Source organism: Pseudomonas edaphica (assembly GCF_005863185.1).
In the GTDB taxonomy this organism is placed as follows: domain Bacteria; phylum Pseudomonadota; class Gammaproteobacteria; order Pseudomonadales; family Pseudomonadaceae; genus Aquipseudomonas; species Aquipseudomonas edaphica.
The window spans coordinates 1-17,338 of sequence record NZ_VBVZ01000063.1; the positions used below are offsets into that span (position 1 = coordinate 1).

The 17,338-nt window shown below is 59.7% G+C and carries 18 protein-coding genes; 13 read left to right on the top strand and 5 right to left on the bottom strand.

All coding sequences use genetic code 11. From position 1 onward, the window contains the following. On the bottom strand, positions 1-324 hold a 324-nt coding region (locus FEM54_RS06575), incomplete at its 3' end, for a TraR/DksA C4-type zinc finger protein (RefSeq protein WP_138450096.1). Positions 325-644: 320 nt separating this feature from the next. On the opposite strand from FEM54_RS06575, the gene FEM54_RS06580 reads away from it, so the two are divergent. Together FEM54_RS06580 and sfsA are read left to right on the top strand one after the other, a co-directional pair. Continuing rightward, on the top strand, positions 645-1,817 hold the full coding sequence (locus tag FEM54_RS06580; RefSeq protein WP_017139232.1) for a pyridoxal phosphate-dependent aminotransferase: 1,173 nt from the start codon (positions 645-647) through the stop codon (positions 1,815-1,817). Further along, entirely contained in the window at positions 1,817-2,530 is a 714-nt protein-coding gene (gene sfsA / locus FEM54_RS06585) for a DNA/RNA nuclease SfsA (protein WP_138450098.1), read from the top strand. Before FEM54_RS06580 ends, sfsA begins: the two co-directional genes overlap by 1 nt. Here sfsA and FEM54_RS06590 read toward each other — a convergent pair. Further along, on the bottom strand, positions 2,527-2,844 hold the full coding sequence (locus FEM54_RS06590; RefSeq protein ID WP_017139230.1) for a Rieske (2Fe-2S) protein: 318 nt from the start codon (positions 2,842-2,844) through the stop codon (positions 2,527-2,529). The genes sfsA and FEM54_RS06590 overlap by 4 nt on opposite strands. A 156-nt stretch (positions 2,845-3,000) precedes the next feature. Here FEM54_RS06590 and FEM54_RS06595 point away from each other — a divergent pair, with 156 nt between their 5' ends. The 3 genes from FEM54_RS06595 to FEM54_RS06605 are packed head-to-tail and all read left to right on the top strand — an operon-like array spanning position 3,001 to position 5,680. Next, positions 3,001-3,879: a heme/hemin ABC transporter substrate-binding protein gene (locus FEM54_RS06595; protein WP_138450100.1), complete on the top strand. Its 879-nt coding sequence runs from the start codon at positions 3,001-3,003 to the stop codon at positions 3,877-3,879. Further along, a complete protein-coding gene (locus FEM54_RS06600) occupies positions 3,876-4,913 on the top strand; it encodes a FecCD family ABC transporter permease (RefSeq protein WP_138450102.1) in 1,038 nt (345 codons plus the stop codon). Before FEM54_RS06595 ends, FEM54_RS06600 begins: the two co-directional genes overlap by 4 nt. Then, complete coding sequence (locus FEM54_RS06605; RefSeq protein ID WP_138450104.1) at positions 4,913-5,680, top strand: heme ABC transporter ATP-binding protein; 768 nt, start codon at positions 4,913-4,915, stop codon at positions 5,678-5,680. The genes FEM54_RS06600 and FEM54_RS06605 overlap by 1 nt, the downstream gene beginning before the upstream one ends. Before the next feature lie 243 nt (positions 5,681-5,923). Here FEM54_RS06605 and FEM54_RS06610 read toward each other — a convergent pair whose 3' ends face one another. The 3 genes from FEM54_RS06610 to FEM54_RS06620 form a co-directional block, all read right to left on the bottom strand. Then, positions 5,924-6,196, bottom strand: coding sequence for a TfoX/Sxy family protein (locus FEM54_RS06610; RefSeq protein ID WP_017139226.1), 273 nt, complete (start codon positions 6,194-6,196; stop codon positions 5,924-5,926). A gap of 202 nt (positions 6,197-6,398) precedes the next feature. Continuing rightward, entirely contained in the window at positions 6,399-6,743 is a 345-nt protein-coding gene (locus tag FEM54_RS06615; RefSeq protein WP_017139225.1) for a pentapeptide repeat-containing protein, read from the bottom strand. 93 nt (positions 6,744-6,836) lie between these two features. Beyond that, positions 6,837-8,393 (bottom strand): bifunctional aminoglycoside phosphotransferase/ATP-binding protein, encoded by a 1,557-nt coding sequence (locus FEM54_RS06620; RefSeq protein ID WP_138450106.1) that lies wholly within the window; start codon positions 8,391-8,393, stop codon positions 6,837-6,839. 118 nt (positions 8,394-8,511) lie between these two features. Here FEM54_RS06620 and mrcB point away from each other — a divergent pair, with 118 nt between their 5' ends. The 8 genes from mrcB to msrP all read left to right on the top strand — a co-directional run. Then, positions 8,512-10,836 (top strand): penicillin-binding protein 1B, encoded by a 2,325-nt coding sequence (mrcB, locus tag FEM54_RS06625; RefSeq protein WP_099547652.1) that lies wholly within the window; start codon positions 8,512-8,514, stop codon positions 10,834-10,836. A 16-nt stretch (positions 10,837-10,852) separates the two neighbouring features. Further along, positions 10,853-11,590: a tetratricopeptide repeat protein gene (locus FEM54_RS06630; RefSeq protein WP_017139222.1), complete on the top strand. Its 738-nt coding sequence runs from the start codon at positions 10,853-10,855 to the stop codon at positions 11,588-11,590. Continuing rightward, positions 11,590-11,919 carry a YqcC family protein gene (locus FEM54_RS06635; protein ID WP_017139221.1) on the top strand — a complete coding sequence of 110 codons (330 nt, stop codon included), beginning with the start codon at positions 11,590-11,592 and terminating at the stop codon, positions 11,917-11,919. The genes FEM54_RS06630 and FEM54_RS06635 overlap by 1 nt, the downstream gene beginning before the upstream one ends. A gap of 431 nt (positions 11,920-12,350) precedes the next feature. Then, positions 12,351-14,075 carry an acetolactate synthase 3 large subunit gene (locus FEM54_RS06640; protein ID WP_099547656.1) on the top strand — a complete coding sequence of 575 codons (1,725 nt, stop codon included), beginning with the start codon at positions 12,351-12,353 and terminating at the stop codon, positions 14,073-14,075. A 2-nt stretch (positions 14,076-14,077) separates the two neighbouring features. Then, positions 14,078-14,569 carry an acetolactate synthase small subunit gene (gene ilvN / locus FEM54_RS06645; RefSeq protein WP_003176102.1) on the top strand — a complete coding sequence of 164 codons (492 nt, stop codon included), beginning with the start codon at positions 14,078-14,080 and terminating at the stop codon, positions 14,567-14,569. Positions 14,570-14,616: 47 nt separating this feature from the next. Next, on the top strand, positions 14,617-15,633 hold the full coding sequence (gene ilvC, locus FEM54_RS06650; RefSeq protein WP_003176099.1) for a ketol-acid reductoisomerase: 1,017 nt from the start codon (positions 14,617-14,619) through the stop codon (positions 15,631-15,633). Between the two features lie 144 nt (positions 15,634-15,777). Further along, positions 15,778-16,635: a CDP-diacylglycerol--serine O-phosphatidyltransferase gene (pssA, locus tag FEM54_RS06655; protein ID WP_017139220.1), complete on the top strand. Its 858-nt coding sequence runs from the start codon at positions 15,778-15,780 to the stop codon at positions 16,633-16,635. 63 nt (positions 16,636-16,698) lie between these two features. Continuing rightward, positions 16,699-17,338: protein-methionine-sulfoxide reductase catalytic subunit MsrP (msrP, locus tag FEM54_RS06660; protein ID WP_138450108.1), on the top strand; the 640-nt coding region annotated here is incomplete at its 3' end.

Here is a 17,338-nt window from a genome sequence, read left to right on the forward strand (position 1 = left end):
GCCGTATTCCTCGTCCTTGATCAGTTGCAGGGTCTTGTCGATCTTCTTGATCAGCTTGCGCTCTCGATCACGCGCTCGCAGTTCAAGGGCGAACTCTTCTTCCTGGCTCGCACGGTCGGCCGGATCAGGAAAGTTGGCTGCTTCGTCCTTCATGTGGTCAACGGTACGATCAACCTCCTGCATCAAGTCCTGTTTCCACTTGTTCAGGATCTTGGTGAAGTGCTCGCGCATGGGCTCGCCCATGTACTCCTCGCCCTTTTTTTCCACATAGGGTTCGAAGCCGCCGAGGCCTTGAGTCTGCTGTTGCTTTGCTTGGGTGGACATGAATAGACCGCCTCTCACTCTTCTAATCCATTGCGCAGGATTGCAACGTCACCGACACCTGCCGGCCCTGCGGCTGCAAGCGGGCGAACTTACCAGATAGATTCGGGGTGCGCCACTCCCGGTTGTCGAGGCCCAACGTGGCAGGCTTGCAAACTGTCATGGCACGCCATGGCTGGGTATAGCGTGTCTCGAATGTTGATTTTAGTCGTTTTGCAGGCGCTTGCCCGGTTCAGCACGGAGGACCGAGCAGGCAATAGAGCATGTTTTACCGCGCGGGTTCGGTAGAATCCTGATTTTGTCCTCACCGTTAAGGAAGGCTAATGGCCCAGCCCTACAGTGCGCGCAGTCGCGCCATCGAACCTTTTCACGTTATGGCGTTACTGGCGCGAGCCAATGAGCTGCAGGCGGCTGGCCATGATGTTATCCACCTGGAGATCGGCGAGCCGGATTTCACCACGGCCGAGCCGATTATCCAGGCTGGCCAGGCCGCGCTGGCCAACGGCAAGACGCGCTATACCGCGGCCCGTGGGCTGCCCGAACTGCGCCAGGCCATCAGTGGTTTTTACCAGCAGCGCTACGGCCTGAGCGTCGACCCTGAGCGTATTCTGATCACGCCCGGTGGCTCTGGCGCGTTGCTGCTGGCCAGCAGCCTGCTGGTCGATCCGGGCAAGCACTGGCTGTTGGCCGACCCAGGCTACCCGTGCAACCGACATTTCCTGCGGCTAGTGGAAGGCGCTGCGCAGCTGGTGCCGGTTGGCCCGGACGTGCGCTACCAATTGACCGCTGAGCTGGTGGCCAAACACTGGAATGCAGACAGCGTTGGCGCGCTGGTGGCCTCACCAGCCAACCCGACCGGCACCATTCTGACCCGCGACGAACTGGCGGGGTTGTCGAGTGCAATCAAGGCGCGTAACGGCCATTTGGTGGTGGACGAGATCTATCACGGCCTCACCTACGGCACCGATGCCGCCAGCGTGCTGGAAGTCGACGACGATGCCTTCGTCTTAAATAGTTTTTCGAAGTATTTCGGCATGACCGGCTGGCGCCTCGGCTGGCTGGTGGCGCCCCCGGCGGCGGTGGGCGAATTGGAGAAGTTGGCGCAAAACCTCTACATCAGCGCGCCGAGCATGGCCCAGTACGCGGCGCTGGCGTGTTTCACCGAGCAAACCCTGAGCATTCTGGAAGAGCGCCGCGCCGAGTTCGGGCGCCGCCGGGATTTCCTGCTGCCAGCCTTGCGCGAGTTGGGTTTCGGCATCGCCGTAGAGCCCGAAGGCGCGTTCTATTTGTACGCCGATATCAGCGCGTTCGGCGGTGATGCCTTCGCGTTTTGCCGTCATTTCCTTGAAACCGAGCATGTGGCGTTTACGCCGGGCCTGGATTTCGGTCGTTATCAGGCCGGCCACCATGTGCGTTTTGCCTACACGCAAAACCTCGATCGGCTACAGGAGGCGGTGGAACGCATCGCCCGTGGCTTGCGGAGCTGGCAAGGCTGATGCGCTTTAATCCTCCCCTCGAAGAAGGGCGGCTGATCCGCCGCTACAAGCGCTTTCTCACCGATATCGAAACGCTGACCGGCGAGTTGCTGACCATTCACTGCCCCAACACCGGCTCGATGCTCAATTGCATGGTGGAGGGCGGCCAGGTCTGGTTCAGTCGCTCCACAGACCCCAAGCGTAAATTGCCGGGTACCTGGGAAATTGCCGAAACCCCCCAAGGCCGGCTGGCATGCGTCAACACCGCGCGTGCCAACCAACTGGTGGAGGAGGCGTTGCGCGCCGGGGTGATCACTGAACTCAACGGTTTTACCGCCTTGAAGCGCGAAGTGCCTTACGGCCAGGAAAAAAGCCGTATCGATTTTCGCTTGGAGTACCCACACGGCACGGCGTATGTGGAGGTCAAGAGCGTCACCTTGGGCTTTGATGGCTCGCCGGTGGCAGCGTTTCCCGACGCGGTGACCCAACGTGGCGCCAAGCATTTGCGCGAGTTGGCACACCTGGCGCGTGAGGGCGTGCGTGCGGTGCAGTTGTATTGCGTGAACCTGTCGGGGATTGACGCTGTACGCCCGGCGGTGGAAATCGATGCGGGCTACGCCGCTGCGCTGCGCGAGGCCAAGGCGGCCGGCGTGGAGGTGTTGGCCTATGGTGCGCGGGTCACGCCGCAGGAAATTATCATCGACCGGCGCCTGGACGTGATGATCGGCGACTAGAGTTGCACCCACAGGCCTTGCGCGTCTTCACGGCCGGGCAGGGCTTTAAGGCTTTGGCCCGCGCACGGCCCGGCGATGCACTCGCCGCTTTCGATCAGGAACAAGGCGCCGTGGGTGGCGCACTGGATCAGGCTGGCGCTGCTGTCCAGGAACTGGTCGGGCTGCCATTCCAGCGGGATGCCGCGATGGGGGCAGCGGTTGAGGTAGAAGTACGCCACGCCGTCACGGCGCACGGCCAACACTTTGCAACCGTCTATTTCAAAACCACGGCTGCTGTTGGGCGCCAGGGCATCTGAGGGGCAGAGAAGCTTCATAACAATCCTTAAGTGCCTTGACGTTCAAATGCAAACAATTATCAAATGCCGGCTTCGCCCGTTAGCTGATTGGGTGCTCTGTACGATGCCAGACAGGGTTTATCTGTCACATCCATGAGTGCTTGAGTGGCCCCGCCCTTGGAAGGAAACCCTGTTATGCGCCTGAGTACCAGCGCTATTGCGCTTGTTGCCTCACTGCTGGTCAACCACGGGGCGCAAGCCTCTGAACTGCCGCAATGCTGGGTCAGCGCCGGTGGGGCGCTATCGGAATGGGTCACGGCGCTGGGCGGGGAGTCAAAGCTGGTGGGGGTGGATACCACCAGCCAGCATCCAGCATCGCTCAAGGCGTTGCCGAGCATCGGTTATCAGCGGCAACTGTCGGCGGAAGGGATTTTAAGCCTGCGTCCGCAGGTTCTGGTCGGGACTGAAGAGATGGGCCCACCGCCGGTGCTGGCGCAAATTCGCGGCGCGGGCGTGCAGGTGGAGATGTTCTCGGCAGAGCCGAATTTGCCGACCTTGAAAGGCAACCTTCAGCACTTGGGCAAGCTGTTGGGTGATGAAGCCAAGGCCAACGAATTGTTTACCGGATATGAACAAAAGCTGGATCAGCAGCAAGCCTGGGTCGCCAAGGCCCAGGCCACGCAAAAGGCGCCGGGTGTGCTTTTGTTGCTAGGGCATGCAGGTGGCAAACCGCTGATTGCAGGCAAGGACACGGCCGCCGATTGGATGTTGCAGCAGGCGGGCGGGCATAACCTGGCGACCCACACGGGCTATAAGCCGTTTTCGGTGGAGTCGCTGGCCGGGCTGAGTCCTGATGTGCTGGTGTTTGCTGATCGCGCACTCACTGGCGATGCCGCTCGGGCGGCCTTGTTCAAGGAAAACCCGATTCTGGCGTCGACCCCGGCCGCCAAAAACGGCCGCGTGTTTGAGCTGGACCCGACCCTGCTGGTCGGCGGGCTCGGGCCGCGTCTGCCGCAAAGCCTGGTGCAATTGTCTGCCGGGTTTTATCCGTCCCAGGCTAAACCTGCCCCATGACGACTCTGGTTAAACCGAAAACGCTGTTTATCGGGCTGGCGCTGTTATGCCCTCTGGCAATCTGGCTTTCACTGGCCCTGGGGCCGGTCAGCCTGCCGTTGCTGGATACGCTCAAGGCCGCCTTGCGCCTGATGGGCGTACCGATTGAAGCCCAGGGCCTGGAGCAGGCCGAATTGATCCTGGGGCAGATTCGTTTGCCGCGAACCTTGCTGGGTTTGGCGGTAGGTGGTGTGCTGGCATTGTCGGGTGTGGCGATGCAGGGCTTGTTTCGCAACCCGCTGGCCGATCCGGGGTTGGTCGGTGTGTCCAGCGGCGCGGCGCTCGGGGCGGCGATTGCTATCGTCGGCGGTTCTTTTTTTGGTGGCCTGCCGGATGCGTTCGGGCCTTATCTGCTGTCGTTGTGCGCGTTTCTTGGCGGTTTGGGCGTCACTGCCCTGGTCTATCGCCTGGGGCGCCGCAACGGCCAGACCAACGTTGCAACGATGCTGCTTGCCGGTATCGCGCTTACCGCCCTGGCCAGTTCGGCGGTGGGGTTGTTTACCTATCTGGCCGATGACGCCACCTTGCGCACGCTGACGTTCTGGAATCTTGGCAGCCTCAATGGCGCCAGCTATTCGCGGTTGTGGCCATTGCTGTTGGTGAGCGCCGGTGTGGCGCTGTGGTTGCCGCGCCGTGCAAAAGCCTTGAATGCATTGTTGCTGGGTGAGTCCGAAGCCAATCACCTTGGCATTGATGTTGAAGGGCTCAAGCGTGAACTGGTGTTTTGCACGGCCCTCGGTGTGGGCGCGGCGGTAGCGGCGGCGGGCATGATCGGGTTTGTCGGGCTGGTGGTGCCGCATCTGGTGCGCTTGTTGGCCGGGCCGGATCATCGGGTGTTGTTGCCGGCGTCTGTGCTCGCGGGCGCGAGCCTGTTGCTGTTTGCTGACCTGGTGGCACGCCTGGCGCTGGCGCCGGCTGAACTGCCGATCGGCATCGTGACGGCCTTTATCGGCGCGCCGTTTTTTCTTTATTTATTGTTGCGAGGGCGCGCCTGATGCTGCGAGTAGAAGCGTTGCAGGTCCGGCGTGGCGATAAAACCGTGCTGACGGATGTCACCCTGGACTTGCTGCCGGGTGAAGTGCTCGGTGTGCTCGGCCCTAACGGAGCAGGCAAGAGCACGCTGCTCGGTGCGTTGTGCGGCGAGCTGAAGCCGGATCAGGGCAAGGTGTGGCTGGATCAGCAAGCCTTGACGGACTGGAGCGGGCCGCAACGTGCCCAACGTTTGGCAGTGTTGCCGCAGACTTCCACGCTGGATTTCGCATTTCGTGTCGAGGAGGTTGTAGGCATGGGCCGCTTGCCCCATCAGACCGGACGCGTGCGTGATGACGAAATCATCGAGGCGGCGCTGCACGCGGCAGACGTGGGCCATTTAAGCGGACGCAGCTACCTGGCGCTGTCGGGTGGTGAACGCCAGCGTGTGCATCTGGCGCGAGTGTTGGCGCAGTTATGGCCGGGGGAAGCCGGGCAGACCCTGCTGTTGGATGAGCCGACCTCGATGCTTGACCCCTTGCACCAACACACGACCCTGCAAGCTATACGTACATTCGCGGATCGCGGCGCTGCGGTGCTGGTGATTCTCCATGACCTGAACCTGGCGGCGCGTTATTGCGACCGAATTCTGTTGCTGGAGCAGGGGCGCCCACACGCGTTGGATACGCCGGCGCAGGTGATGCGGCCCGAGCCACTTAAGGCGGTGTTTGGTTTGGAGGTGCTGGTACAGCCGCACCCGGAGCGTGGGCATCCGTTGATCATTGCGCGCTGAATCGGCTTTTTTACAGGTAAAAAAAGACCCGGCAAGAGCCGGGTCAAATAACCGTGATTAGCCTGATGAGGAGATAATCTGAGAGTCCGAACCAATGGTCTTTCAGTTATCGGCTGATCTCGCGACCAGTTGTGATAATCATAACGATTCTCATTTGAGAGTCAACATCTGTTTTTCAACGATCTGCCGTTTTTCTCAAACACGTGTTCGAACTGCCCATGAACATTGGGGATTCTTGCAGACCTAAATTTTCTGACGCGCTGAAATCGCTTCCAACTGACGGTTCAATGCCTCCTTGCGTTCCGTCGGGATGTCGTTCCAATGCACGTCCATCAAGGCTCCCTCGATTGCATACAGCAGCACTTTCGAGGCCCGAAACCCGCGAGTGCGCACGGCTCGGTAGGCATCGACAGCTCCCAGGCGACGTAAGTCGGACGCGCTGTGGATGCCCACCGCATGCAGCCACTGCGCCGACGTCTTGCCCAGGTTTTTCAGGTGTTGCAGCTCATCGTTCATCAAGCCTCCTTGCGACGGCCGAATGGTGCGGTGGGTATCGTGACCAGGCAAGCCTGAAAAGGAGTGTAGCGCTCAGTAGGAAAAGCGTGGTTCTTTGGTCAGGAACGGCTGAAAAGCTTATAAGAATTTTTGAGGGTGTTGCCGACAAGCAGGCAGGAGGCGCCGCTACGCGTGAGGCGTAGCTGGGGCCCGAAAGATGAAGTTACTTGGTGCGGTAGCGCAAACGAGTGCCGAAATTGACCGACATGAGGATTTCGTCAGCCGTCAGTTCGGGGGAGAAGTAGGTGCCGGAAATCTGCGCATGGGCCAGGCTGGCGCCTTCCAGCGAGCACTCGCGCAGGTCCAGGCCGCGCAGGTCGGCAGAGCGGAAGTAGGCGTCGGTGAAATCCACGCCCGTGGCGTTCAGGTCACGCAGGTCCAACCCCCGGAAGTCGCCACCACGCATGTCGATGGGGCCGTCTTTGGGGCGTTCCTGGTTGAAGCCGCGGATGTCGTCTTTATGCAGGAGTGCGTAGAGCGGAGTATCAAGAAGCTTGGGCTGACTCATGACGGCGACTCCTGTTGGAATTATGACGCCATTATAGTGCCACTATTGCTCGGTCGTGCACCGAAGATCGGTGACACGACCAAGAAATATTTCTTACAGGCCGGGCAGACGCTGGCGAATGTGCGCTACCAGAGCGTCGAGTGTGCCGCTTTCGTTGGTTTCCACGCGTTTGCTCAGCAGCAGCTCTTCGGCGGTCAGCGGGTCACGGTTGGCCTGCTGTTCTTCGATAATGGTGAGCGTCGCGTCGGAAGGATCGTTTTTATCCGCCTGACGTTGCGCCAGCCAGCTGGCGATAACGGCTTGCGGTGCGTTGCAATCAAGGATCAGGAAGGGCGCACCGGTTGCCTCGGCAATCTTGGCGGCGGCATTGCGTTGTGCGCTTTTCAGGAAGGTCGCGTCCAGCACTACCGGGTAGCCGGCACGCAAGACGGTATCGGCGATTTCGTTGAGCCGAGCGTAGGTGGCAGAGCTGGCTTCGGCGGCGTAGATACCGGCTTGCGGGGTGTTCTCGACCTTTTGTTCGCCAAACAGGCGCTTGCGTTCCACATCCGAACGCAGGCGCACGGCACCCAAGGCTTCCACCAGACGCATGGCCACGTGGCTTTTACCGACGGCCGAAACACCGTGGGTTATCGCCAGGAAGCGCGATGGAATAGTGCTGTAGCTTTCCGCCAGGTTCGCATAGTTGCGGTATTGGCGCAGGGTGGTGGCGCGTTGCACCGGGCTGGCCTCGCTCGGCATGCTGAACAACGCCACCTTGGCGCGCACCAGTGCACGGTAGGCTTTATAGAAGTTCAGCACTTCCAGGCCCTGATAGTCGCCGGTCAGCTCCAGGTACTGGCTGATAAAACGGCGCGCCAGGGATTTGAGGCCGCGGTCTTCCAGGTCCATCGCCAGAAAGGCCGTGTCGGCATATACATCGGTGAAGCGGAACGGCTCGTTGAACTCGATGCAGTCGAAGATCACCACCTGGCCATCGATCAGGGTGGCGTTGCCCAAGTGGATATCACCGTGACACTCACGGGTGAAGCCTTCGAGTTTGCGCTGGGCCAGCAGTGGCTTGAGGCGTTCGAAGCTGGCTTCGGCCCAGGCTTGCAGGGCTTCGAGTTGAGCCAGGTCGGCTTTGTCGCTGAGGAACGGGCGGATCTGGTCGAAGTTCTGGCGAACCGGTGCCATCACCTCATTCGGCGTGCCAGCAGGGTGGTCTTGCGGCACTTTCGGCGCAGTGAGGTGGAAGTGCGCAATCTGCTTGGCCATATCATCAATGTGCGCGCTGGTAACCTCGCCATTGGCTTGCAGTGTGCTGAGCAGCTGGCTCTGCGGGAATTGGCGCATTTTCAGCGCGTATTCGATGATTGGGCCATCACCGCCCAATTGCGGGGCTTCGGCGCTGCCGGTGATTGGCAACACGTCAAGATACAAATCTTCGGTCAGGCGCTGATTGAGGCGCAGCTCTTCGCGGCAGAAGTGGCCGCGGTCATCCAGTTGGGTGAAATCCAGAAAGCCGAAGTTCATCGGCTTCTTCAGCTTATAAGCATAGGGGCCGGTCAGTATGACCCAGGAAATATGGGTCTCAATGACTTGAAACGCTTCAACCGGATGGGGATACAAAGCCGGGTTTTGCAGGGCAGCGATCAGGGACTGGCTCACGGGCGATCCTTCAAAGTCTGGGGGAAATCATGGCCGGCATTATGGCGGTTACGGTCGGTCGTGCAAACCGCTGTCCGGCTCATGTTGATCGTCAATAAAGTGCGTATAATCCGCCGCCATGACTCGAACCCGATCTCCCCGTTCCCGTAAAAAACCTCCTTCACGCGGCCTGCGCCCGTGGCTGGGCTGGGCCATCAAGCTGAGCCTGGTAGGCCTTGTGGTGCTCGCAGGCTTCGCGGTGTACCTCGACGCCGTGGTGCAGGAGAAATTCTCCGGCAAGCGCTGGACCATCCCGGCCAAGGTATATGCACGCCCGCTGGAATTGTTCACCGGCCAAAAGCTGAGCAAGGAAGACTTCCTTACCGAACTCGACGCCTTGGGCTATCGCCGCGAACCCGTGAGCAATGGCCCCGGTGCCGCTGCTGTCAGCGGCAATACCGTCGATTTGAATACCCGTGGCTTCCAGTTCTATGAAGGCCTGGAGAAAGCCCAGCCGGTGCGCGTGCGCTTCTCCGGCGATTACGTTGCCGAACTGTCGTCGCTCAATGGCTCCAAGTTGCCCGTGGTGCGCCTGGAACCGCTGTTGATCGGCGGTATTTACCCCAAGAACCTTGAAGATCGCATCCTGATCAAGCTTGATCAGGTGCCGCCGTACCTGCTTGATACGCTGATCGCCGTGGAAGACCGCGATTTCTACAGCCACTGGGGTGTGTCGCCCAAGTCGATTGCCCGCGCCATCTGGGTCAACACGTCCGGCGGCAAGATGACCCAGGGCGGCAGTACGCTCACGCAACAATTGGTCAAGAACTTCTACCTGACCAACGAGCGCAGCCTCACCCGTAAACTCACCGAAGCCATGATGGCCATGCTGCTGGAGCTGCATTACAGCAAGCAGGAGATTCTCGAGGCGTACCTCAACGAAGTGTTCGTCGGCCAGGACGGCCAGCGCGCGGTGCACGGTTTCGGCTTGGCCAGCCAGTTCTTCTTTGGCCAGCCCTTGTCCGAATTGAAATTGCATCAAGTCGCGTTGCTGGTGGGGATGGTCAAGGGGCCGTCCTATTACAACCCGCGCCGCAACCCGGAACGTGCGCTTGAGCGCCGTAACCTGGTGTTGGATGTACTTGAACAGCAGGGCGTAGCCACCGCTGAACAAGTTGCGGCGGCGAAAAAAATGCCACTGGGTGTGACCACGCGCGGCAAGCTGGCCGACAGTTCATTCCCGGGCTTTATCGACTTGGTCAAACGCCAGTTGCGTGAAGATTACCGCGACGAAGACTTGACCGAAGAAGGCCTGCGGATCTTTACCAGTTTCGACCCGATCCTGCAGATGAAAGCCGAAGCGTCGGTCAACGACACCTTCAAACGCCTGACCGGCCGTAAAGGTTCGGATGAAGTCGAAGCAGCCATGGTCGTGACCAACCCGGAAACCGGTGAAGTGCAGGCCATGATCGGCAGCCGCCAGGCCAGTTTTGCCGGTTTCAACCGTGCCCTGGATGCGGTGCGGCCAATCGGTTCGCTGGTCAAGCCCGCGGTCTACCTCACGGCCCTGGAAAAACCAAGCAAATACACGCTGACCAGTTGGCTGTCGGATGACCCGCTGTCGGTCAAAGGGGCGGATGGCCAGGTGTGGACGCCGCAGAACTTTGATCGTCGCTCCCACGGCACCGTGTTCCTGTACCAGGGCCTGGCACATTCCTACAACATCTCCACCTCGCGCCTTGGGCTTGAAGTGGGCGTGCCGAATGTGCTGAAAACCCTGGGGCGACTGGGCATCACCCGTGAGTTCCCGGCGTTCCCATCGATGCTGCTGGGCGCTGGCGCCATGACCCCGATGGAAGTGGCGACGATGTACCAAACCCTCGCCAACGGTGGCTTCAATACCCCGATGCGCGGCATTCGCAGTGTGCTGACCGCCGATGGCGAACCGCTCAAGCGTTACCCGTTCCAGATCCAGCAGCGCTTTGACGCGGGTTCCATCTATCTGATCCAGAACGCCATGCAGCGCGTGATGCGTGAAGGCACCGGGCGTTCGGTCTACAGCGTGCTGCCCTCGAACCTGACGCTGGCGGGCAAGACCGGCACCAGTAACGATTCGCGCGACAGCTGGTTCGCAGGCTTCGGCCAGGATGTGCTGGCCGTGGTCTGGCTGGGCCGCGACGATAACGGCAAAACCCCGTTCACTGGTGCGACCGGTGCGCTGCAGGTGTGGACCAGTTTCATGCGCAAGGCCGATCCGTTGCCGCTTAACATGCCGCAGCCGGACAACATCGTGCAGGCCTGGATTGATCCGCATACCGGGCAGGGTTCCGATGCCAACTGTCCGGGCGCGGTACAGATGCCGTATATTCGCGGCAGCGAGCCACCCGCCGGTGCTGCGTGCGGTGGCAGTGCCCCCGCTGACGCGGATTCGGTGATGGATTGGGTCAAGGGCTGGATGCATTAAGCAAAGAGGGTTTCAAGTGAACAAGTTGTGGATTCCAGCTATTACCGCCTTGGTTATGCTCGGCGGTTGCTCCAGCGTGCAGCGCGGTTCGATTCCCGTGGTGGACTCAAGCACGAACGTTTCAAATAACGACCGTATCTCGGCCACTGGCGGTTTCCGTCAGACCGTGGTCAAGCGTCCTGCCCAAGCCACGCCTCAGGCCATACCGCAGGATTCGGGCGTGGTGGTGATGGTGCCGGGCGGCGGGGCTGCGACGTCGGCGCCGATCAGTGCCGAGCCTTGGACGCCAGGGCCAAGCACTTCGGGGCCGGCAAACTCCGCGCCGATCCAGACGGCGCCGATCAACCAGGGCACTTACAACATGCCGCCGTCCACGCCGAGCGGTATTCCGTCGTCGTCTAACGCGGGTGGCCTGTCGGCTGACGAGCAACTGGACGGGCCGGTGCTGGCTTTGCTGACCACCGCCCAGCAGCAACAGGCCGGTGGTGACCTGAACGGGGCATCGTCGAGCCTTGAGCGTGCCCAGCGTGTGGCGCCGCGTGAGCCGCAAGTGCTGTATCGCCTGGCCCAGGTGCGCATGGCCCAGGGCGACGCGCCGCAAGCCGAGCAGTTCGCCCGTCGCGGCCTGACCCTGGCCAACGGTCGCCCCGACCTGCAAGCCAACCTGTGGGCTTTGATTGGTGACGCGCGTGCCGCACAAGGCGACGCCGCCGGTGCTGCCCAGGCGCGGCAAAAAGCCAAGGTCAGCCTCTGATGGATGCACGGTTTCCGGCAATTGCCGAACAGCTGTTGCTGATTGAGCGTGAGTTACGTGTGCAGGGTTGGTGGGACGAAGTGCCCCCCAGCGCTGAAGCGCTTAGCAGCGTCGAGCCGTTTTCGGTGGACACCCTGGACTTTCACCAGTGGCTGCAATGGATCTTCCTGGTGCGCATGAAGCAGATCCTCGAGCAGGACCTGCCATTGCCCAATGCTTCGGGGATCCTCGAGATGGCGGAGATGGTTTACGCCGATCGCCCGCTTGAAAGCATAGGCTTACGCAATGCGCTGAAAAAGTTCGACCAATTGATCGTCGACGCTCGTTAATTGCCTGACTGCCGGGTTTTTCGGCAGTCTTGCGCACATTTCTACCGCTTGACGACATTCAGGCGAGTTTTATCCCTCCTCAAGCCCCTTTAATCTTCGTTCTCATGCGCTTAGTTGGAAAAAAGCGCAATTATTGCTTGACTTGAAGGGGCTGAAACAGAAGAATCCAAAGTCCGCTGTATCGGGACTGCCAGAAGCAGGCCCGCTCAGCAGATCATGAGGCGCATATCCGCGCCGACCTGTAACACCCGCAACGCGTTACCTCGCGCTGGGTGGGAAAAGCCCGCAACACTTGGGACGATCCCAATACTTGCTCAGTCAGTGCTGACGTAGTCGGCGACCACCGTCGCTCATGCTCTGTTGAGAAGTAAACCTATTAAGACCCGTCGGTTTTTAACGGACGGTATTCTGGCGTTTTAGAGGTGAACAACGTGGAGCTTTTATCTGGCGGTGAGATGCTCGTCCGCTTTTTGCGTGACGAAGGCGTCGACTATATCTACGGGTACCCAGGTGGTGCTCTGCTGCATGTTTACGACGCACTGTTCAAGGAACCGGCTGTTACCCACATCCTGGTTCGCCACGAACAGGCCGCGACCCATATGGCTGACGGCTATGCCCGTGCCACCGGTAAAGCCGGTGTGGTGCTGGTAACGTCCGGCCCAGGCGCAACCAATGCCATTACCGGCATCGCGACTGCCTATATGGACTCCATCCCGATGGTGATCATTTCTGGCCAGGTGCCTAGCACCATGGTCGGTACCGATGCATTCCAGGAAACCGACATGATCGGTATTTCCCGGCCGATCGTGAAACACAGTTTCATGATCAAGCATGCGTCGGAAATCCCGGAAGTCATGAAAAAGGCCTTCTACCTTGCACAGTCCGGTCGTCCGGGCCCTGTGGTGGTCGATATCCCGAAAGACATGACCAACCCGGCGGAAAAGTTCGAATACGTCTTCCCGAAAAAAGCCAAGCTGCGTTCCTACAGCCCGGCCGTTCGTGGGCACTCGGGTCAAATCCGCAAGGCGGCAGAAATGCTCTTGGCGGCCAAGCGCCCAGTGCTGTACTCCGGCGGCGGCGTGATTCTGGGCGGCGGTTCTGCACCTCTGACCGAATTGGCCAAGCTGCTTAACCTGCCAGTGACCAACACCTTGATGGGCCTCGGCGCATTCCCGGGTACGGACCGTCAGTTCGTCGGCATGCTCGGCATGCACGGCAGCTACACCGCCAACCTGGCCATGCACCACGCCGACGTGATCCTGGCGGTGGGCGCGCGGTTTGATGACCGTGTGATCAACGGACCGAGCAAGTTTTGCCCGAATGCCAAGATCATCCACATCGACATCGACCCGGCGTCCATCTCCAAGACCATCAAGGCCGACGTGCCGATCGTAGGTCCGGTAGAAAGCGTGCTGACCGAAATGGTTGCGGCGCTCAAGGACATCGGCGAAACGCCGAACAAGGAATCGGTTGCCAGCTGGTGGAAGCAGATCGACGAATGGCGCGGCGACCGCGGCCTGTTCCCTTACGACAAGGGCGACGGCAGCATCATCAAGCCACAAACCGTGATCGAAACCCTGTGCGAAGTGACCAAGGGCGACGCCTTTGTGACCTCCGACGTGGGCCAGCACCAGATGTTCGCTGCGCAGTACTACAAGTTCGACAAGCCTAACCGCTGGATCAACTCCGGTGGCCTGGGCACGATGGGCTTTGGTTTCCCGGCGGCCATGGGTGTGAAACTGAGCTTCCCGGACACCGACGTCGCCTGCGTGACGGGTGAGGGCAGCATCCAGATGAACATCCAGGAACTGTCGACGTGCCTGCAGTACGGTCTTCCGGTGAAGATCGTGTGCTTGAACAACGGCGTGCTGGGCATGGTTCGTCAGTGGCAGGACATGAGCTACAACAGCCGTCACTCCCATTCCTACATGGAATCGCTGCCGGATTTCATCAAGTTGGTTGAAGCCTACGGCCACGTCGGCATGCGCATCACCGATTTGAAAGATCTGAAGCCGAAGATGGAAGAGGCGTTCGCCATGAAGGACCGCCTGGTGTTCCTCGATATTCAAGTGGACACCAGCGAGCACGTCTACCCGATGCAGATCAAAGACGGCTCTATGCGCGACATGTGGCTGAACAAGACGGAGCGTACCTAATCATGCGGCACATTATCTCCCTGCTTCTGGAGAACGAACCCGGCGCTCTGTCTCGTGTTGTCGGCCTGTTTTCGCAACGCAACTACAACATCGAAAGCCTGACCGTGGCGCCGACCGAAGACCCGACCCTGTCGCGCCTGACGTTGACTACTGTTGGTCACGATGAGGTGATCGAGCAGATCACCAAGAACCTCAACAAGCTGATCGAAGTGGTCAAGCTGGTCGACTTGTCGGAAAGTGCCCACATCGAGCGCGAGCTGATGCTGGTCAAGGTCAAGGCCACGGGTGCCCAACGTGCCGAGATCAAACGCACCACCGACATTTATCGCGGGCAGATCGTCGATGTGAGCGCCAGCGTTTATACCGTTCAACTGACCGGTACAAGCGACAAGCTGGACAGCTTCATCCAGTCGATCGGGACGGCCTCGATTCTGGAAACCGTACGCAGTGGTGTCACCGGGATTGCCCGTGGCGACAAAGTACTCAGCATCTAACCCAAATTAGCGAATGGCCTTACGGCCTGGATATATAGAGGAACCTCATGAAAGTTTATTACGATAAAGATTGTGACCTGTCGATCATCCAGGGCAAGAAAGTCGCCATCATCGGCTACGGTTCCCAGGGCCACGCCCAAGCGTGCAACCTGAAAGATTCCGGCGTTGACGTGACTGTTGGCCTGCGCAAAGGCTCGGCCACTGTTGCCAAGGCTGAAGCCCACGGCCTGAAAGTGACTGACGTTGCTTCCGCCGTTGCCGCTGCCGACCTGGTCATGATCCTGACCCCGGACGAATTCCAGTCCGCGCTCTACAAGAACGAAATCGAGCCAAACATCAAGAAAGGCGCCACCCTGGCCTTCTCCCACGGCTTCGCGATTCACTACAACCAGGTTGTGCCACGCGCTGACCTCGACGTGATCATGATCGCGCCGAAAGCGCCGGGCCACACCGTGCGCTCCGAGTTCGTCAAAGGCGGCGGCATCCCTGACCTGATCGCGATCTACCAGGACGCATCCGGCAACGCCAAGAACGTGGCACTGTCCTACGCTGCTGGCGTTGGTGGCGGTCGTACCGGCATCATCGAAACCACCTTCAAGGACGAGACCGAAACCGACCTGTTCGGCGAGCAAGCCGTACTGTGCGGCGGTACCGTTGAGCTGGTCAAAGCCGGTTTCGAAACCCTGGTTGAAGCTGGCTACGCGCCAGAAATGGCCTACTTCGAATGCCTGCACGAACTGAAGCTGATCGTTGACCTCATGTACGAAGGCGGTATCGCCAACATGAACTACTCGATCTCCAACAACGCCGAATACGGCGAGTATGTGACCGGCCCGGAAGTCATCAACGCCGAGTCCCGTCAGGCTATGCGCAACGCCCTGAAACGTATTCAGGACGGCGAATACGCCAAAATGTTCATCAGCGAAGGCGCTACCGGCTACCCTTCGATGACCGCCAAGCGTCGTAACAACGCCGCTCACGGTATCGAAGTGATCGGCGAGCAACTGCGCTCCATGATGCCGTGGATCGGTGCCAACAAGATCGTCGACAAAGCCAAAAACTAAGTCGTACGTATCCAGAAAAAACGCGGCTTAGGCCGCGTTTTTTCGTTTGGGGGCGGGTTCTGGTATAAAGCTGCATCGTTTGCGGGCGAACACGCGCTGCAAGTATTTGTCGAATTCTTTTCACACCGTTGCAAGGTAAAGTCCATGACCGAACGTCCCGAAGAGCCAAACCAGGCCTCTGACGCCGAAAGCCTGCTACCGATCGATGAGCATGTCGAAGAAGGGCATGATGCGGAAGGTCGCAAGGTCCGGCATCGTGGTATCTATCTTCTGCCCAATCTGTTCACCACGGCGAACCTGTTTGCCGGGTTCTACTCCATCATCAACTCCATGAGTGCGCAAAGCGCATTGGCGGCGGGTGATGCGGCGAGTGCCAGCAAGTATTTCGGCTTTGCGGCTATCGCCATCTTCGTGGCCATGGTGCTCGACGGCCTGGATGGCCGGGTGGCGCGCATGACCAATACCCAAAGCGCTTTCGGTGCCGAGTACGACTCGCTGTCGGACATGGTAGCTTTCGGCGTTGCGCCGGCATTGCTGGCATTTGCCTGGGCGCTGGGTGATATGGGCAAGGTCGGCTGGATGGTTGCCTTCATCTATGTCGCCGGCGCGGCGTTGCGTCTGGCGCGCTTTAACACCCAAGTGGGTACTGCTGACAAGCGTTACTTCATCGGCCTGGCCAGCCCGGCGGCGGCAGGTGTGGTGGCAGGTATCGTCTGGGCGTTCAGTGACTACGGCATCCAGGGTTCGAAGATGTCGTTCCTGGTGGCCTTGATGGTTGCAGCCGCCGGCATGCTGATGGTCAGCAATATCAAGTACAACAGCTTCAAGGAGTTTGACCTCAAGGGGCGCGTGCCTTTCGTGGCTATCCTGGTGGTGGTGCTGGTGTTTGCGGTCGTGTTCAGTGATCCGCCACGTATTCTGCTGCTGGCGTTCCTGGTGTATGCCGCGTCGGGGCCGGTTCAATACCTGCTGCACCTGCGCCGCGACAAAACATTGCCTTAATGTAATTTCCCCCATACTCCGCAGTCTATTGGTGCATCAGTTCTCCAATGCTGCGGAGTTGCCATGTTAATCAAGATCCCCAAAGCGTCCGATTGTCATGAATCGGATGTCACGCCTGAATCTTTCTATCTTTCGCGTCGCAGCTTGCTCGGTGGTGCGCTGGCCGGTGTTGCGGCCACTGCGTTGCCGCGTTGGGCGAGTGCCGAAGATGCCGCGCGTTATGCCGATGTCGAGCCGGGCAATGCCCCAGGCTGGTTTGCAGATAAGCTGCCCAGCACCCAATGGCAGGCGGTTACGGTAAAAGACGAAGCCATCACCCCGTTCAAGGACGCCACCCACTACAACAACTTCTATGAGTTCGGTACGGACAAGGGCGACCCGGCGAAGAACGCCGGTTCACTCAAGACCGAACCCTGGAGTGTGGTGATTGATGGGGAAGTCGGTAAACCTGGGCGCTATGCCCTGGAAGACTTCATGAAGCCTTATCAATTGGAAGAGCGTATCTACCGACTGCGTTGTGTCGAGGCGTGGTCGATGGTGATTCCGTGGATGGGCTTTCCTATTTCAGCCTTGCTCAAGCAGGTTGAACCAACCGCTAAAGCCAAGTACATCCGCTTTGAAACGCTGCAGGACCCCAAAAGCATGCCGGGACAGCGCTCCAGCTTCGGCTTGATCGACTGGCCCTATGTAGAAGGGCTGCGTC

Coding starts and splice junctions, on each gene's coding strand:
- FEM54_RS06580 (WP_017139232.1), top strand. CDS start 645: ATGGCCCAGCCCTACAGTGCGCGCAGTCGCGCCATCGAACCTTTTCAC.
- sfsA (WP_138450098.1), top strand. CDS start 1,817: ATGCGCTTTAATCCTCCCCTCGAAGAAGGGCGGCTGATCCGCCGCTAC.
- FEM54_RS06590 (WP_017139230.1), bottom strand. CDS start 2,844: ATGAAGCTTCTCTGCCCCTCAGATGCCCTGGCGCCCAACAGCAGCCGT.
- FEM54_RS06595 (WP_138450100.1), top strand. CDS start 3,001: ATGCGCCTGAGTACCAGCGCTATTGCGCTTGTTGCCTCACTGCTGGTC.
- FEM54_RS06600 (WP_138450102.1), top strand. CDS start 3,876: ATGACGACTCTGGTTAAACCGAAAACGCTGTTTATCGGGCTGGCGCTG.
- FEM54_RS06605 (WP_138450104.1), top strand. CDS start 4,913: ATGCTGCGAGTAGAAGCGTTGCAGGTCCGGCGTGGCGATAAAACCGTG.
- FEM54_RS06610 (WP_017139226.1), bottom strand. CDS start 6,196: ATGAACGATGAGCTGCAACACCTGAAAAACCTGGGCAAGACGTCGGCG.
- FEM54_RS06615 (WP_017139225.1), bottom strand. CDS start 6,743: ATGAGTCAGCCCAAGCTTCTTGATACTCCGCTCTACGCACTCCTGCAT.
- mrcB (WP_099547652.1), top strand. CDS start 8,512: ATGACTCGAACCCGATCTCCCCGTTCCCGTAAAAAACCTCCTTCACGC.
- FEM54_RS06635 (WP_017139221.1), top strand. CDS start 11,590: ATGGATGCACGGTTTCCGGCAATTGCCGAACAGCTGTTGCTGATTGAG.
- ilvN (WP_003176102.1), top strand. CDS start 14,078: ATGCGGCACATTATCTCCCTGCTTCTGGAGAACGAACCCGGCGCTCTG.
- ilvC (WP_003176099.1), top strand. CDS start 14,617: ATGAAAGTTTATTACGATAAAGATTGTGACCTGTCGATCATCCAGGGC.
- pssA (WP_017139220.1), top strand. CDS start 15,778: ATGACCGAACGTCCCGAAGAGCCAAACCAGGCCTCTGACGCCGAAAGC.